15 protein-coding genes are annotated in these 15,331 nt (G+C 62.2%); 7 read left to right on the top strand and 8 right to left on the bottom strand.

Going from position 1 to position 15,331, the window contains the following annotated elements:
• Positions 1 to 128 precede the first annotated feature (128 nt).
• The 3 genes from mscL to NCR98_RS07455 all read left to right on the top strand — a co-directional run bounded on the left by mscL (position 129) and on the right by NCR98_RS07455 (position 1,766).
• Complete coding sequence (gene mscL / locus NCR98_RS07445) at positions 129 to 572, top strand: large conductance mechanosensitive channel protein MscL (protein WP_244825286.1); 444 nt, start codon at positions 129 to 131, stop codon at positions 570 to 572.
• 318 nt (positions 573 to 890) lie between these two features.
• Positions 891 to 1,382 carry a hypothetical protein gene (locus tag NCR98_RS07450; protein WP_244825287.1) on the top strand — a complete coding sequence of 164 codons (492 nt, stop codon included), beginning with the start codon at positions 891 to 893 and terminating at the stop codon, positions 1,380 to 1,382.
• Positions 1,383 to 1,556: 174 nt separating this feature from the next.
• Positions 1,557 to 1,766 carry a dodecin gene (locus NCR98_RS07455; protein ID WP_244825288.1) on the top strand — a complete coding sequence of 70 codons (210 nt, stop codon included), beginning with the start codon at positions 1,557 to 1,559 and terminating at the stop codon, positions 1,764 to 1,766.
• A gap of 73 nt (positions 1,767 to 1,839) precedes the next feature.
• On the opposite strand, the gene NCR98_RS07460 is transcribed toward NCR98_RS07455, so the two are convergent.
• The 4 genes from NCR98_RS07460 to NCR98_RS07475 all read right to left on the bottom strand — a co-directional run bounded on the left by NCR98_RS07460 (position 1,840) and on the right by NCR98_RS07475 (position 6,705).
• A complete protein-coding gene (locus NCR98_RS07460; protein WP_244825289.1) occupies positions 1,840 to 2,925 on the bottom strand; it encodes a BMP family ABC transporter substrate-binding protein in 1,086 nt (361 codons plus the stop codon).
• A 156-nt stretch (positions 2,926 to 3,081) separates the two neighbouring features.
• Positions 3,082 to 4,011, bottom strand: a complete 930-nt coding sequence (locus NCR98_RS07465) for an ABC transporter permease (RefSeq protein WP_244825290.1) — start codon at positions 4,009 to 4,011, stop codon at positions 3,082 to 3,084.
• A gap of 13 nt (positions 4,012 to 4,024) precedes the next feature.
• The gene (locus NCR98_RS07470; protein WP_244825291.1) at positions 4,025 to 5,131 is read right to left on the bottom strand and encodes an ABC transporter permease; all 1,107 of its coding nucleotides are present in this window, start codon (positions 5,129 to 5,131) and stop codon (positions 4,025 to 4,027) included.
• A gap of 2 nt (positions 5,132 to 5,133) precedes the next feature.
• Positions 5,134 to 6,705, bottom strand: coding sequence for an ABC transporter ATP-binding protein (locus NCR98_RS07475; protein ID WP_250464715.1), 1,572 nt, complete (start codon positions 6,703 to 6,705; stop codon positions 5,134 to 5,136).
• Positions 6,706 to 6,985: 280 nt separating this feature from the next.
• Here NCR98_RS07475 and NCR98_RS07480 point away from each other — a divergent pair, with 280 nt between their 5' ends.
• Entirely contained in the window at positions 6,986 to 7,918 is a 933-nt protein-coding gene (locus NCR98_RS07480) for a LysR substrate-binding domain-containing protein (protein WP_244825293.1), read from the top strand.
• Between the two features lie 80 nt (positions 7,919 to 7,998).
• On the opposite strand, the gene NCR98_RS07485 is transcribed toward NCR98_RS07480, so the two are convergent.
• Positions 7,999 to 9,366, bottom strand: coding sequence for an 8-oxoguanine deaminase (locus NCR98_RS07485; RefSeq protein WP_244825294.1), 1,368 nt, complete (start codon positions 9,364 to 9,366; stop codon positions 7,999 to 8,001).
• Between the two features lie 486 nt (positions 9,367 to 9,852).
• On the opposite strand from NCR98_RS07485, the gene uraH reads away from it, so the two are divergent.
• From uraH to NCR98_RS07500, 3 genes are all read left to right on the top strand, one after another.
• Complete coding sequence (uraH, locus tag NCR98_RS07490) at positions 9,853 to 10,206, top strand: hydroxyisourate hydrolase (RefSeq protein WP_244825295.1); 354 nt, start codon at positions 9,853 to 9,855, stop codon at positions 10,204 to 10,206.
• Between the two features lie 119 nt (positions 10,207 to 10,325).
• A complete protein-coding gene (locus tag NCR98_RS07495) occupies positions 10,326 to 11,519 on the top strand; it encodes a urate hydroxylase PuuD (protein ID WP_244825296.1) in 1,194 nt (397 codons plus the stop codon).
• Between the two features lie 282 nt (positions 11,520 to 11,801).
• Positions 11,802 to 12,563: an SDR family oxidoreductase gene (locus NCR98_RS07500; protein WP_250525884.1), complete on the top strand. Its 762-nt coding sequence runs from the start codon at positions 11,802 to 11,804 to the stop codon at positions 12,561 to 12,563.
• Between the two features lie 90 nt (positions 12,564 to 12,653).
• Here the strand turns inward: NCR98_RS07500 and ltaE are convergent, their stop codons facing one another.
• The 3 genes from ltaE to alc form a co-directional block, all read right to left on the bottom strand.
• Positions 12,654 to 13,661 (bottom strand): low-specificity L-threonine aldolase, encoded by a 1,008-nt coding sequence (gene ltaE / locus NCR98_RS07505; RefSeq protein WP_250525885.1) that lies wholly within the window; start codon positions 13,659 to 13,661, stop codon positions 12,654 to 12,656.
• Between the two features lie 126 nt (positions 13,662 to 13,787).
• Complete coding sequence (locus NCR98_RS07510; protein ID WP_244828042.1) at positions 13,788 to 14,288, bottom strand: ureidoglycolate lyase; 501 nt, start codon at positions 14,286 to 14,288, stop codon at positions 13,788 to 13,790.
• Positions 14,288 to 15,298, bottom strand: a complete 1,011-nt coding sequence (alc, locus tag NCR98_RS07515; RefSeq protein WP_244825299.1) for an allantoicase — start codon at positions 15,296 to 15,298, stop codon at positions 14,288 to 14,290. Before alc ends, NCR98_RS07510 begins: the two co-directional genes overlap by 1 nt.
• Between the last annotated feature and the right edge of the window lie 33 nt (positions 15,299 to 15,331).

The following is a 15,331-nucleotide window of genomic DNA, read 5'->3' on the forward strand; positions in this document are numbered from 1 at the left end:
ACTATCATGCTCGTGTCTCCGGACGAAGCGCGCGCCTTATGGCGTTTCGTCTGTGGATCAATGGCATAGCCCTTGCTGCCGCTTTTAGCTCGCAAAAAACGTCTCACACCAACTGGAGGAAGCCGCGCATGAGCATGATCGACGAATTCAAGAACTTCGCCCTCAAAGGCAACGTGATGGACCTCGCCGTTGGTGTGATTATCGGCGGCGCTTTCTCGACGATAGTCAACTCCGTCGTGAAGGACCTGATCATGCCGGTGGTCGGTTTGGCCACGGGCGGGCTCGACTTCTCGAACCTTTTCATACGTCTGGGGCAGATACCGCCCAGCTATAAAGGCAATCCCGATTCGTATAAAGACTTGCAGACCGCGGGTGTCGCGGTGTTCGGCTACGGTTCGTTCATTACCGTGCTGATCAACTTCATCATCCTTGCGTTCATCATCTTTCTGATGGTCAAGTTCATCAACAACTTGCGCAAGCCCACCGAAGCGCCGCCGCCGCCCGCCGCGACGCCCGAAGACGTGTTGCTGCTGCGCGAGATCCGCGACGAGCTGAAACGGCCGCGCGTCTGATTCGATTACGGCTGCAAGCCCGGTTCGTCGAGCGCGTGAGCGCATTGCATCCGGGCGCACCCACCCGTCAATTGGTGCGCCCCCCCGCTTTTTTCTTTCTTTAGGCTGTTCGACAGGGCAGCAGCGGGACTATTATTGAGATAGATGCTCAGAGGGATGCCAGCGGGCCGCCAAACGGTCATCGGCATGATTCGTGCGCCACGGGTGTGCACCGGTAGCAGAACCCGGCGTGCATTCAAGTTTGCGAATCACCGTGACCGGATCACATCGATGCGCTATAAAAGATCGACGTGCGGCACGCAAGACGGGAGTGGCCGCATGAGGACGCTGCGTTTCTTGCAAATCTTTTTCAGGCGAGTTTTTATGTCCTTCCCGAAAAAGCGTAAACGTGTGAAAGCTGATGGCGACGAGTCTTTCCTCGCCGTGGTGCGGCATTTCAAGCCGTTCGGTCAGCTCGATACGAAAATTGCACGCGCTCGCGCGCAGGACGAGCCTGTGCTCTACGCGCATGTGCTGCCAGGGCTCGATGTCCTGCTATGCAGCGTGCGCGGCGCTCAACCGCCCTATCCCGCCATCGACGAACTGCACAGGCGCTGCGTGGAGTCGATCACAAACGCGCTCGAACAGCCGCTCGACGGTCTGGAGAACGGCGGCTACTGGTACGAAGCGAACGGCTTCGGCTTCCTCGTGTTTGCGAGCCGCGCTCGCACGCAGATCTTGAGCGAATTCGGCGCGACCGTTTCGGCGCGCAGGCGGCGCGGCGCGCGTCGTCAGGATGCGGGCGACGCCGCATCGCGTCCGCTGCGCTGATTCCCGGCTGAATTCCTTCGATGTTTTCCCCTGTGCCTCGCTCTTTCGCGAGGCGCGCGTCTTTCATGCGTCGGCTGCGTGTTGGCGCACGCCTTGCTGCATCGACACCGCGAGTATTTCGCATTGCACCCGTTCGCCCCGAGCGATCGCCATGCTTTTCACAAGGAGAACATCATGACGGAACACGTCTACAAGCAGATCGAACTCACCGGCTCGTCGCAGGAATCGAGCGATGACGCCGTGCGCGTCGCACTGTCGAAGGCATCGAAGACGCTGCGCAACATTCACTGGTTCGAAGTGACGGAAACGCGCGGACATGTCGAAGACGGCAAGATCCAGCACTGGCAGGTGACGATCAAGGTCGGCTTGCGTATCGAAGACTGATTGCTTCAATTAAAAACCGCGCGTCGTGGCAGCACGACGCGCGGTTTTTCGTTTCGCAGCCTGCTCGCGAGGCTTACTTCGGCAGCGAGCCGTCGACACCTTCCACGTACCAGTTGATACGCTGCATTTCCGGGTCGGTCAGCGTCTTGCCGGCCGGCACCTTTTCCGCGCCCGACTGATCCTTGATCGGACCCGTGAACACATCCCACTTGCCCGAGTGCAGATCGTCACGCTTCGCCGATACGGCTTGCATGGCCTTCGGCGGAATCGCGCTGCTATTCAGGTCTTCGAGGTCCACGGCCTTCTGCGGCATACCGAGCCACACCGGGTCGTTCTTCCACTTGCCATCGAGCACTTGCTGAATGACCGCGTTGTAGTACACGCCCCAGTGCGCGACCACCGAACCCAAATGCGCGTTCGGGCCGAACTTCTTCATGTTCGAATCCCAGCCGAAGGCGAACACGTGCTTCTCGTTCGCGGTGTTGAGCGTGGCGTTCGAGTCGGTGTTCTGCAAGAGCACGTCCGCGCCCTGACCGATCAGCGTTTCGGCAGCCTGCTTTTCCTTGCCCGGATCGAACCAGCTGTTGATCCAGATGACCTTCGTGTGGACCTTCGGATTCACCGAACGCGCGCCCATCGTGAACGCGTTGATGTTGCGGACCACTTCGGGAATCGGCACCGATGCCACGAAGCCCAACGTATTGCTCTTCGTCACATAACCGGCGGCGACGCCTGCCAAGTACGCGCCTTGATACATCCGCACGTCATATGTGCCGAAGTTTTTGGCCTTCTTGAAGCCCGTGGCCGTGAGGAAAATCGTGTCCGGGAAATCCTTCGCCACCTTCAACTGGAAGTCCTGATAGCCGAAGCTCGTGCCGAAGATGACCTTGTTGCCCTTGTTCGCCAGATCGCGGAACACGCGCTCCGAGTCGGCGGATTCCGGCACGTTTTCCACGCGCGTGATCTTGATCTTGTCGCCGAACTTCGCTTCGGCTTCCTTGCTGCCCGCGTCGTGCGCGAAGGTCCAGCCTGCATCGCCCGGATTGCCGAGATAGACGAACGCGACGCCCGGTGCATCCGCCGCTTGCGCGCTCGCCGTCGCGAGCGTGGCGGACAAAGCGACGGTTGCCGCGATTGCCTTCAGCCATGGTTTATTCATTGTGTTTCTCCTGGTCGATGTTGTTTGATGAGCCACGAAATGGAAAACGACGTGCGCCAGTTTCGTCGGAAAAAAATCGCAACGGAACCGTCTGACGGCGCGCGTGCTGCCTCCCTGCAACAGCGGAGAACCGCGCGCGCGTTGCCAAATCCACGTTCAGCTTGCCGCGAAGAACGGCTTGCCAAGCGATGCGGGCGCGTTCAGCTTGATGGTGTTCGGATTGCGCGAGATCAGCACCAGCACGACGATGGTCGCGATATACGGCAGCATCGCGAGAAACTGTGTCGGCACCGGCACGCCGATGGCCTGCGCGTAGAACTGCAGCGCCATCACGGCGCCGAACAAGAGCGCGCCGATCAAAAGACGCCCTGGCCGCCACGTGGCGAACACGACGAGCGCGAGTGCAATCCAGCCGCGTCCGGACGTGAGCTGCTCCTGCCAGACGTGCAAATAGACGATGGAGTAATAGCCGCCCGCGATACCGGCCATCGCGCCGCCGAAGAGCGTTGCGCCGTAGCGCACGCCGACCACGGGAAAGCCCACCGAGTGCGCGACCGAAGGCGATTCGCCGACCGAGCGCAGCACGAGCCCCGCACGCGTCTTGTAAAGAAACCAGCCGATCACGCCAAACATGATGAACGCAAGATAGCCGAGCGGCGTAAGCGAGAAGATAGCCGGGCCGAGCACGGGAATGCTGGCAAGACCCGGAATCGGCATCACGTCGATGCTCGCGCGCACTGCCGCCGACGTGTACGGCTTGCCCACGTAGGCCGAAAAGCCGATGCCGAAGATCGTCAGCGAAAGGCCGGTGGCGACTTGATTCGCAAGCATGGTGATGGTGAGAAAGCCGAACAGCAGCGCCATCGCGATGCCCGCGAAAATCGACGCGACGATGCCGAGCCACGGATTACCCGTGATCGATGTCACCGCGTAGCCGGTGACGGCGCCCATCAGCATCATTCCCTCGACGCCCAGATTGAGCACGCCGGACTTTTCCGCGACGAGTTCGCCCGCGCCCGCGAACATCAGCGGAATGGCCGCGACGACCGCGCTCGAGGCGAGATTGCTGGCTTGATTGATATCCATGTCGTAGGTCTCGTCAGGAAGCGTGATGCGCGATCGCGCGGCGCCGGATGCGGTAATTGACGAACAGGTCGCAACCGAGGAGGCAAAAGAGCAGCAAGCCCTGGAAGACGCCCGCAAGCGCCTGCGGCAGTTGCAGCGAGGTCTGCACCGCCTCGCCGCCGAGGTAGAGCAGCGCCATCAGGAGACTTGCGAGCACGATGCCCACCGGATGCAGCCGTCCCACGAACACGACGATGATCGCCGTGAAGCCGTATCCCGGCGACCAGCCCGCCTGCAATTGCCCGATAGGCCCGGCCACTTCGCCCATGCCCGCGAGCCCGGCGAGGCCGCCCGAGAGCAGGAGCGAGGTCCAGATGGTCTTCTTGTCCGAGAAACCGGCGTAGCGCGCGGCGAGCGGCGCAAGACCGCCCACGTTCATGCGAAAGCCCGCGAAACTCTTGCGCATGAAAACCCACACGAGCGGCACCGCGATGGCCGTGAGAAACACCGACGCGTTGATACGCGTGCCCTTGAGCCACGTCCAGTGCCAGTCGCCGTAGAGACGCGGGAAGAGCGCGTCGTCGCCGAACATCGCCGAGATGGGGAAGTTCATGCCTTCGGGGTCGCGCCACGGGCCGCTCACGAGATAGATCAGCAACTGCGTGGCGACGTAGGTGAGCATGAGGCTCGTCAGAATCTCGTTGGTGTTGAAGCGGCTCTTGAGCAGCGCGGGAATCGCCGCCCAGAGCATGCCGCCCACGACGCCGCCGAGCATCATCAAGGGCAGCGTCCACCAGCCGGAGGTATCGCCGACATGGATGGCGATGCCGCCCGCGACGATGCCGCCGAGAAGCATCTGCCCTTCCGCGCCGATATTCCACACGTTCGCGCGATAACCGACCGCAAGCCCGAGCCCGATCAGGCACAAGGGCGACGCCTTCAGCACGAGCTCCGACCAGCCGTTCACGTTCGAGAGCGGTTCGACGAAGAACGCGTGCATCGCGCGCAGCGGGTCCTGCCCGACGAGACTGAAAATCAGGAAGCCGATGACGAGCGTCGCCACCGCGGCGACCACGGGCACGGCGAGCTGCATGGCGCGCGACGGTGTCGGGCGCGCTTCGAGTCGATAAGGGAAGATCATCTTTACTTGCTCAATGAGTCGAGTTCGGCTGCGGGCGCGCGCTTTCCGTCGAAGAGTCCGGCCATGAACAGGCCGACTTCCTCCGCGTTGGTTTCGCGCGTCTTGCGCACCGGCGACAGCTTGCCGCGCGCGATCACGGCGAGCCGGTCGCAGATGTCGAACAGTTCTTCCAGTTCCTCTGAGATCACGAGAATGGCGACGCCGCGCGCCGCGAGATCGAGCAACTGCTGGCGGATGAAGCCCGCCGCGCCGACATCGACGCCCCAGGTCGGCTGGGCGACGACGAGCACCTTCGGCTCCTGAAGAATCTCGCGGCCGACGATGAACTTCTGCAAATTGCCGCCCGACAGACTTTGCGCGAACGCGCCGCTGCCGCCGCAACGCACGTCGAAGGCCTTGATGCAGCGATCGGCAAAGCTCTTGACCGCGCGCGAGTTGACCCAGCCGCCGCGCACCATGCTCTGCCGATGCGCGGTGAGCAAGCCATTCTCGGCGAGCGACATGGCCGGAACCGCGCCGCGCCCGAGCCGCTCTTCCGGCACGAACGCAAAGCCCAGACGCCGCCGCGCGCCCGCGGACAGCCGCGCGGCTGGCGTGCCACAGATCGACACGGCGTCCGTTGCGACATGGGAATCGCGAATCTCGCCCGAGAGCGACGCGAGCAATTCCGCCTGACCGTTCCCCGACACGCCCGCGATCCCGAAAATCTCGCCCGCCTGCACGGCAAAGGAGACGTTTTCGAGCGACGTGCCGAACGGATCGGGACTTGCCACCGAGAGGTTCTTCACCGCGAGCCGCACATCGCCCGGCGTGTGTTGGCGACGCTGATAATCCGGCAGCGAATGGCCGACCATCAATTGCGCGAGCGAGGCATCCGTTTCGTTGCGCGGATCGACATTGCCGGTCACGCGGCCGCCGCGCATCACGGTGGCGTTCTCGCAGAGCGCGCGGATTTCGTCGAGCTTGTGACTGATGTAGAGAATGCTGCACCCTTCCGCCGCGAGCCGTCGCAACACGGTGAAGAGCTTCTTGACCGCTTGCGGCGTCAGCACCGAAGTCGGCTCGTCCATGATGAGCAAGCGCGGGTTCTGCAGAAGACAGCGCACGATCTCCACGCGCTGACGTTCGCCGACGGTGAGACTGTGAACGTGACGTTGCGGATCGACATCGAGCCCGTAGTCCGCCGACACATCGCGAATACGCTTGGACAGCGCTTTCATGTCGAACTTGTCGTCGAGCGCGAGCGCGATGTTCTCGCCAACGGTCAGCGTCTCAAACAGCGAGAAGTGCTGGAACACCATGCCGATGCCGAGCTTGCGCGCCGCCGCCGGACTGCCGATTTCGACGACTTCGCCCTGCCAGCGAATCTCGCCTTCATCCGGACGCACCGCGCCATAGATGATTTTCATCAGCGTGGACTTGCCCGCGCCGTTCTCGCCGAGCACCGCGTGAATCTCGCCTGGCTTCACGATGAGGTTCACGCCGTCGTTGGCCTTGACGGACGGGTACTGCTTGCTGATGCCGGATAGCGCCAGGCGCGGTGGCGTATCCGTAGGGGTGATGGCGTTGCCCATGAGTTCACGGAGTGCGCCCGGCCACCGGCAGGCCGAGCTGGAAGAAAAGGACCGCAGACGGGTCTTGTGACACAAAGGTGTCGCATCAAACCATACCGCGGGCAGAATTTACAGAATTCGCGACACGAAGTCGATCTCTCAAAATTCGATGCAATGCGCCGCTCTCCCAGTCTTTGCGGGTAAGCCACACCTTGACGTAATCTCTCCGTCATATTAAAAATGATATGCAACACCCTACGAACGATCAGCCAGAACATATACTGGCTATAGCGGAGATAACATGAGTCAGCAGCGCGAGGCGATCGATACATACTTATTGCGCGTCTTGCACACTTTGCTGATGGAACGCAGCGTCACCCGTGCGGCCGTCAAGCTTAATCAGTCGCAACCTGCCATCAGCGCAGCGCTCAGGCGTCTGCGCGACATCACCGGAGATCCGCTGCTCGTGCGCGGCAAGTCCGGGATGGTGCCCACCGAATACGGTCTACGCTTGCTCGAACCCACGCAGAATGCCTTGCGCGAGATCGAGCGAATCAAGGTGCAGCAGCATAATTTCGACCCTTCCACGTCGGTGCGGTGTTATCGCATTGGCTGTCCCGACTATCTGAACGTTCTGTTCGTGCCGACAGTTGTCGAGCGCTTCCGGCAGGCCGCGCCCAATGCAACGCTCGAATTCCATTCGCTCGGACCCGCGTTCGATTACGAACTCGCGCTGGAAGACGGCAAGCTCGATATCGTCGTCGGCAACTGGCCCGAACCGCCGGAGCAACTGCATCTGTCGAATCTGTTCGTCGACAAGATCGTGTGTCTCGTCAGCAATCAACATCCGTTCGCCAAGCGCGGCGGTCTCACGCTCGATCAATATCTCAACGCGCCGCATCTTGCGCCCACGCCTTATTCGGTCGGACAGCGCGGGGCGATCGACGTGCATCTGGCGCGCGAGCGGCTCAAGCGTCATGTCGTGGTCACGCTGCCTTACTTCAATCTCGCGCCTTATGTGCTGATCAAGTCGGATCTCGTCTTCACGACTACCCGCCTCTTCGCCGATCACTACGCGAGGTTCCTGCCGCTTGCCGTCGTGCCGGCGCCGCTCGACTTTCCGCCCATGCAGTACTACCAGTTGTGGCACGAGCGCTGTCATTACTCCGATGAGGTTCGGTGGCTGCGCGGTCTCGTCGCGGAAGCAACGCGCTCGCTTATCGATCAGCCTTGAAAGCGGTTCTTGCGGCGTTCTTGCGGCTCGGAACGCGCCATCCCGGCGCATTCCGAGCCGCCTTCCCGCGTTTCTAACGCCTACCCGTGACTCGCCAGTTCACCCGCGAGCCGGTTATGCCGCTCTACCACGGCGCCCAGATCCAGCGTCGTCAGGCGCCCTTCCTTCACTACGATTTTCCCGTCGATCACGCTCGTCGATACCTGCGACGGCGCGCAGAACACGAGCGCCGCCACCGGATCGTGCAGCGCGCCCGCGAACGCCGGCTGCGACAGGTCGAACGATACGAAATCGGCCGCCATGCCCGGCGCCAGCGCGCCGATGTCGTCGCGATTGAGCACCTTCGCGCCGCCGAGCGTGGCGATTTCCAGTGCTTCGCGCGCGGTCATCGCGTCAGGGCCGAAGCCGACGCGTTGCAGCAGCAACGCCTGCCGCACTTCGCCGACCATCTGCGCGCCATCGTTCGATGCCGAGCCATCCACGCCCAAACCCACGGGCACGCCCGCGTCACGCATCGCGCGAATCGGCGCAATGCCCGACGCGAGACGCATGTTCGAGCACGGACAGTGCGCGACGCCCGTTCCCGTGCGTGCAAAGAGCTCGATGCCCGGCTTGTCGAGCTGAACACAGTGCGCATGCCATACGTCGTGACCGACCCAGCCCAGGTCTTCCGCGTATTCGGCGGGCGTCATGCCGAACTTCTCGCGGCTGTACGCCACGTCGTTCACGTTCTCCGCGAGATGCGTGTGCAACGACACGCCGTATTCGCGCGCGAGCAGCGCCGAATCGCGCATCAACTCGCGGCTCACCGAAAACGGCGAGCAAGGCGCGACGACCACCCGCAGCATCGCGTAGCGGCCTTCATCGTGATACGTTTCGATCAGGCGCTGCGAGTCCTTCAGAATGGCATCTTCCTTTTCGACGACCGAATCCGGCGGCAAACCGCCATCTTTCTGACCGACGCTCATGCTGCCGCGCGCCGCATGAAAACGCATGCCGATTTCGCGCGCCGCCTCGATGCTGTCGTCGAGCCGGCTGCCATTCGGATAGATATACAGATGATCGCTCGATGTGGTGCAACCCGAGAGCATGAGTTCGGCCATCGCCGTCTGCGTCGACACGCCGATCATCTCGGGCGTGAGATGCGCCCAGATCTTGTACAGATTCGTGAGCCAGCCGAACAGCTCGGCGTTCTGCGCGGCGGGAATGGCGCGCGTCAGGCTCTGATACATGTGGTGATGCGTATTGACGAGGCCGGGAATCACGAGATGACCGCGCATGTCGAGCACGTCGTCGGCGGTTTGCGGCAATTCGCTCGTCGGGCCAACCGCGACGATGCGATTGCCTTCGATATACAAACCGCCATCGGCGATCTCGCGGCGCGTCTCGTCCATCGTGACGAGCATTCGCGCGTTCTTCACCAGCAGACTGCGGGTTTTCGCTTGCATCTGTTTGCCTCCGAAGTTGGAATCGAAAAAGTAACTGGACCGTGTGTAAAGCCCCGGTTACCCAGCTTCGACGCCGTCTTCGGGACGCGGCATGATAAGCGCGCATCGCCACTTTCCGCAGCCAAAAATATCGCGGCAATGGCACAGCCGGCATAGTCGTCTTCAGGCCCGCAATATATTCGCGAATTTTGGCGCGGTTAGCATCGCCCGATAGCCGTGTGGAAGCGCGGCGCGGGCGTCTCGTGAAGAAGAACCAAGCTTACGCGCCGCTGTCATGCGCCGGGCATTATCTTTCCTATCGGGGCCGCACAGCGCGTCTCAAATTTCTACAATGCTGATCACGGCGCGCATCTGAAACGCCGACGGGTATGTAGCCACTGACGTGGAGCCTCGATCCGCCGCCGCCGCACCTCGGACTGAGTCCACGGTGCGGGTTTTTCGGATCGATGCGCGAGCCGGTCATCGCACAACTCAAGGAACATGCGAATGGGCAAGCTCACTACCCACGTCCTCGACACCGCGCACGGACGTCCCGGCGCGAACATCAAAGTCGAGCTCTTCGCGCTCACGAACGACACGCGGCGCGCCATCAAAACCACCCTCACCAACGACGACGGCCGCTGCGACGCCCCGCTGCTCGAAGGCGCCGAACTCGTCACGGGCGAATACGAACTCGTCTTTCACGCAGGCGATTACTTCGCCGCGTTCGGCGTCACGGTGCCCGAACCGCGCTTCGTCGATCGCGTGGTGCTGCGCTTCGGTATCGCGGATGCAGACTCGCACTATCACGTGCCGCTGCTCGTCTCGCCGTGGGCCTACAGCACGTATCGCGGCAGCTGAGCGCGAAGCCGAGCCCCAAGCGAGCGTTGAACAGAACACAACGGAACACACCAGCACATCGCGTTCGTCCCCAGACACGCTGACGATGTGCGCATAACGATTCGGTAGTGGAGGAGTAAATGGAAGGCTTTGTCACCGACTGGCTCAATCTGGCGTTGCGTTGTCTGCACGTCATCGTCGCGATCGCGTGGATCGGCGAGTCGTTTTACTTCGTGGCGCTCGACAACAGTCTCAAACCGCCGCAAGACCCCAACGCCCGCCGACGCGGCGTGTTCGGCGACTTCTGGCACGTGCACGGCGGCGGTTTCTACCACATGCAGAAGTACTCGGTCGCGCCGCAAGACATGCCGGAGAATCTGCATTGGTCGTTCTGGCCGTCCTACACCACGTGGATGTCCGGCTTCGGCTTGTTCTTCGTCTTGTATCTGCTTTCGCCGAGCACGTATCTCATCGACAAGAACGTGCTCGACATGGGACCGGTCGTGGCAGTCTCGGCCGCGCTCGGTTTCCTGATGGCCGGTTGGATCGTCTATGACACGCTGTGCCGCGTCTTCGGCAACAACGATCGGCTGCTCGGTATCTGCGTCGGCATCTATGTGCTGGTTGCCGCGTTCGTCGCGTGTCACGTGTTCGCGGGGCGCGCCGCGTATCTGATCACGGGTGCGATGCTCGCGACGATCATGTCGGCGAACGTGTTCTTCGTCATCATTCCGGGCCAGCGCAAGATGGTCGCCGCGATGCTCAAGGGCGAAACGCCCAACGCCATTTACGGCAAGCGCGGCAAGCAGCGCTCGGTGCACAACACATATTTCACGTTGCCCGTGGTGTTCGCGATGCTGTCGAATCACTACGCGATGACCTACACGCACAAGTTCAACTGGGTTCTGCTCGTGCTCATCATGCTGGCGGGCGCGTTGATCCGTCAGTTCTTCGTGATGCGTCACCGTGGTCAGGTGCTCTGGTACATGCCGGTCGCGGGTCTCGTGCTGGTGCTCGGCGCGTTTGCGTGGACCATGCCTTCGCCGACGATTCCCGTGGCGCAAGCCGCAGGCGCACCAACGCTCAAGGTCGCCGATATCCAGCCGATCATCCAGCAGCGTTGCGCGACGTGCCACTCCGCGCATCCGACCATGATGGGCAGCGCGCCCGCCGGCGTCCTGCTCGATACATCGGCGGAGATCAAGCAGAACGCGCAGCGCGTGCATCAGCAGGCGGTCACGCTGAAGGCGATGCCGCTTGGCAACGTCACGCAGATGACGGACGCGGAACGGCAGAAGATTGCCGCGTGGTTCGACGGAGGCGCGGTGCAGTAACGCTATCGCCCCGCTCTTTGTTGTCGAGAAATAGCCCGATCGATTCGCTTCGATCGGGCTATTTGTTTTGGTGACGACTTGCCGCGAGCGCTCGAACATATCCACTCCCGTCGCGCGACCCAAAAAATGCCTTTCATCGAAAGAGTTTTTCTAACTCGGACCGGCATTTAATCTGCTTTGCCATAGCCTCGGCGCGTGGTTAATCTTGCGTCTGTTTCGCGGTCGCGATCGTGCCGCAATCGTCTTTGGTCCGAGTCCACCACCACTTTGAAGGTTCGCTAAATGGCTGACATCACCCAGGCGCCTGTGATTTTGATTACGGGTGGAAGCCGTGGCGTAGGCGCGGCGACTGCGCGTCTCGCTGCCGCGCAAGGCTACGACGTGGCGATCAGCTTCGTGTCGAACGAATCCGCCGCGCTCGCGGTCGCGGCCGATGTCGAAGCGCTCGGCCGCGGAGCGTTGGCCGTGCGCGCCGATAGCGCGGACCCCGAGCAGGTCGCTCGGCTCTTTGCGGCGCTCGACCGCGAGTTCGGCCGCATCGATGTGCTGGTCAACAACGCCGCAATGCTCGCGCGCCAGTCGCGCCTGGAAGACCTGGACTTCGAGCGGATGCAGCGCATCTTCGCGGTCAACTCCATCGGCCCTATTCTCTGCGCGCAGCAGGCGGTGAAGCGCATGTCCTACCGGCACAATGGACGCGGCGGCGTGGTGATCAACATCTCGTCGGCTTCGGCCCGGCTCGGCAGCCCGAATGAGTACGTCGACTATGCGGCGTCGAAGGGCGCCATCGAAACCTTCACGACCGGTTTTGCCAAGGAAGTCGCGCGCGATGGCATACGCGTCAACTGCATTCGCCCTGGGCACATTTACACGGACATGCATGCCAGCGGTGGCGAACCAGGACGAGTGGACCGCGTGAAAGACTCGATTCCGATGGGACGCGGCGGTCAGCCCGAAGAGGTCGCGCGGGCGATTCTATGGCTGGCAAGCGCCGAGGCTTCGTTCATCACCGGCACGTTTCTCGATGTCACCGGCGGCAAGTGAGCGATGCTCTTCGTCGCATGCGTGTCGCTAGTCTCACGCGCACCGCGCGGCCGGCGCCTGACCCACTTGCCCCGCCGCGCGATCTCACGCTCAATGCGCAGCGAAGTAATCCTTCACCGCGCCGATGAACGTGTCGATGTCCTCGCGCGACACATCCCGATGCGTCACGAAGCGCGACGCATAGAGCATCTGCGTAAGGATGCCGCGTTCCTTCAGATACGCCTCCAGCGGCGCGCAATGCGCCTCCGGGATGCGTGCGAACACCATGTTCGTGGCATGCGACTGAATGCCGATGCCATCGATCTGCTTCAACCCTTCAGCGAGACGCGCGGCGTTGTCGTGATCTTCGGCGAGCGCTTCGACATGATGATCGAGCGCATAAAGACATGCCGCCGCGATCACGCCCGCCTGCCGCATGCCGCCGCCCAGCACCTTGCGCCAGCGATGCGCCACTTCGATCAACGCACGGCTTCCCACCAGCACGGAGCCGACCGGCGCGCCAAGTCCCTTCGAGCAGCAGATGGACACGGAATCGAACGGTGCCGCAAGTTCGCCCACCGGCTTGCCCGATGCCACCGCTGCATTGAAGACGCGCGCGCCATCGAGATGCGTGGCGAGTCCGCGTTCGCGCACGAGCCGGGTCGCGGCCAGCACGTATTCCGCCGGCAGCACTTTCCCGCCGATGGTGTTTTCGAGCGCAAAGAGACGCGAGCGAGCAAAGTGATCGTCGATGGGTTTGATCGCGGCGATGATCTTTTCGAGCGGCAACGAACCATCGGGCGCGTTCTCGATAGGCTGCGGCTGAATGCTGCCGAGCACGGCCGCGCCACCGCCTTCGTACTTGTACGTGTGCGCCATCTGGCCGACGATGTATTCGTCGCCGCGCGCGCAATGCGCCATCAGCGCGGCGAGGTTGCTTTGCGTGCCGCTGGGAAAGAACAGGCCCGCTTCCTTGCCGGTGCGCTCGGCGAGCGTGGCCTGAAGCTTGAGCACGGTGGGATCGTCGCCCCAGACGTCGTCGCCGGTTTCGGCGGCGGCCATGGCGGCGAGCATCGGCTGGCTCGGACGGGTGACGGTGTCGCTACGTAGATCGATCATGCGTGGTTCTCGCTTTTCGTGCGTGTCGGTGTCGGGGCGTATATCTTAGTCCCGCCGGGCGCCGCGCGAAAAAAAAGACCGGTCAAGGGCACCGGTCTTCTTGCTCCGACTGAACGCACGAATGCGTTACCGCATGGCCTCAGCGGTCAGCCAGAGCGATTCCTTCAGGTCCTGCTCGTTGAGATTGCGCCCTTCCCCGCCGCGATCGACGACGATGAAATCGCTGACCTTGTCGAGCGCGAGCAGCGGATGATGCCAGACGCCCTTCGCATAGTTCACGCCTTGCCAGCCCTTCGTGACGAACGCGCGAATCTTCGATTCGTCTAGCTCGCCCGCCGGCGCGACGACGACGAGATACGTGCGGTCGTCGAGCGGCAGGAATGCCTGGCTGCCCAGCGGATGCCGTTCCATCATCTTCACTTCGAAAGGCAGCGTGCGCGGCTGCCCGCGAAACAGATTGACGAGCGTATGGCCGCCTTCATCCGTCACATCGACGCGGCACAGATCGTGAAACCGGATCGTCGTGCCGAGGTTGATCGGAATCTCTTTCGCGCCATCGAGTTCGATGACATCGCCGAAAGGCTCGAACGCAGCGCGCGTCAACGGTTCGATAGCGAGCTTCTTCATCATGCAAGCGTTCCGAAAAGACGCAGACGCGATACGCCGCCGTCCGGGAAAATATTGAAGCGCACGTGCGTCACGGGGCCGAGCGCCGCGAGCTCCGATTCGAAGAAATGCTGCTTGTCCATCGCAAGCTTTTGCTCGCCGAGAAGGACCGGCCAGAACATCGCTTGCGTGACGAGCGAGCTGTCCGTGCCGCCCTTCACGTTGGCTGCCTGCAGCGAGCAGCGATCCGGAAAATTGCCCTTGAAGTGCGCGGTATCCACTTCGACTTTCTTGATGATGCCAGGCTGCGCCAGCGCGACGATACACCAGTCGTTGCCAGGTTCGCGGCGGCGGCGCGTTTCCCAGCCGTCGCCCATGTTGACGCCGCGGCCGGGCATCAGCAGCGTGGAAGCGAGCCCGAAATGCTGGTTGTTCGTGCCGACGAGATACGCGCCGTTTTCCATCGCGGCCAGATCGAACAACTGATTGCGATCCGCGTTGCGCCAGTCGAGTTGTGGCTGACCATAAACACGCAATCGCGCGATGCCGCCATCCGGGTAGACATTCACGCGCAAATGCGTGAACGGCTGCTCGACGGCCACATCTAGATAGTGATGGCTATTGCCCTGCAAGGTCGTCGACGGCACGATTTCGGTCCATTGGGTCGACTGATTCGGGGCACCGTCCGTGACATGCGCGCCTTCAATCGATGCCGCCGGCGGGAAGTTGCCCGTAAAGTGGCTCGTATCCAGATCGATGCCCTTGATTACGCCCGGACGCGCGAGCTTGACCACGCACCAGTCGTAGCCGGTCGTGCGCTTGCGGCGCGTTTCCCAGCCGTCCATCCACTTGCCGTGATCGTCGAACTTGCCGGGGATGAACACGGCGGGCTCGGGGTTCAGCATGCGTTCTTTCGGCGCGAAGAAATCGTCGCTCGCCTCCAGTGCCTGCGCGCCCAGACGCGGGTCCGCGAGATTCACATAACGGCGCGTGAATTCGGGCGCGTTGGGATCGAGTGTCGGAATTGCCATTGTCTTCGTCCTTGTCTTTACGGTGAAATGCGG

This window comes from Caballeronia sp. GAWG2-1, from assembly GCF_023631405.1.
Classification (GTDB): Bacteria; Pseudomonadota; Gammaproteobacteria; order Burkholderiales; family Burkholderiaceae; genus Caballeronia.

What these genes read in the sequence shown, in the direction of transcription:
- alc (WP_244825299.1), bottom strand. Translation starts at nt 15,298, where the DNA reads ATGGCAATTCCGACACTCGATCCCAACGCGCCCGAATTCACGCGCCGT.
- NCR98_RS07500 (WP_250525884.1), top strand. Translation starts at nt 11,802, where the DNA reads ATGGCTGACATCACCCAGGCGCCTGTGATTTTGATTACGGGTGGAAGC.
- NCR98_RS07465 (WP_244825290.1), bottom strand. Translation starts at nt 4,011, where the DNA reads ATGGATATCAATCAAGCCAGCAATCTCGCCTCGAGCGCGGTCGTCGCG.
- ltaE (WP_250525885.1), bottom strand. Translation starts at nt 13,661, where the DNA reads ATGATCGATCTACGTAGCGACACCGTCACCCGTCCGAGCCAGCCGATG.
- NCR98_RS07510 (WP_244828042.1), bottom strand. Translation starts at nt 14,288, where the DNA reads ATGAAGAAGCTCGCTATCGAACCGTTGACGCGCGCTGCGTTCGAGCCT.
- NCR98_RS07495 (WP_244825296.1), top strand. Translation starts at nt 10,326, where the DNA reads ATGGAAGGCTTTGTCACCGACTGGCTCAATCTGGCGTTGCGTTGTCTG.
- NCR98_RS07475 (WP_250464715.1), bottom strand. Translation starts at nt 6,705, where the DNA reads ATGGGCAACGCCATCACCCCTACGGATACGCCACCGCGCCTGGCGCTA.
- NCR98_RS07455 (WP_244825288.1), top strand. Translation starts at nt 1,557, where the DNA reads ATGACGGAACACGTCTACAAGCAGATCGAACTCACCGGCTCGTCGCAG.
- uraH (WP_244825295.1), top strand. Translation starts at nt 9,853, where the DNA reads ATGGGCAAGCTCACTACCCACGTCCTCGACACCGCGCACGGACGTCCC.
- mscL (WP_244825286.1), top strand. Translation starts at nt 129, where the DNA reads ATGAGCATGATCGACGAATTCAAGAACTTCGCCCTCAAAGGCAACGTG.
- NCR98_RS07460 (WP_244825289.1), bottom strand. Translation starts at nt 2,925, where the DNA reads ATGAATAAACCATGGCTGAAGGCAATCGCGGCAACCGTCGCTTTGTCC.
- NCR98_RS07470 (WP_244825291.1), bottom strand. Translation starts at nt 5,131, where the DNA reads ATGATCTTCCCTTATCGACTCGAAGCGCGCCCGACACCGTCGCGCGCC.
- NCR98_RS07485 (WP_244825294.1), bottom strand. Translation starts at nt 9,366, where the DNA reads ATGCAAGCGAAAACCCGCAGTCTGCTGGTGAAGAACGCGCGAATGCTC.
- NCR98_RS07480 (WP_244825293.1), top strand. Translation starts at nt 6,986, where the DNA reads ATGAGTCAGCAGCGCGAGGCGATCGATACATACTTATTGCGCGTCTTG.
- NCR98_RS07450 (WP_244825287.1), top strand. Translation starts at nt 891, where the DNA reads ATGAGGACGCTGCGTTTCTTGCAAATCTTTTTCAGGCGAGTTTTTATG.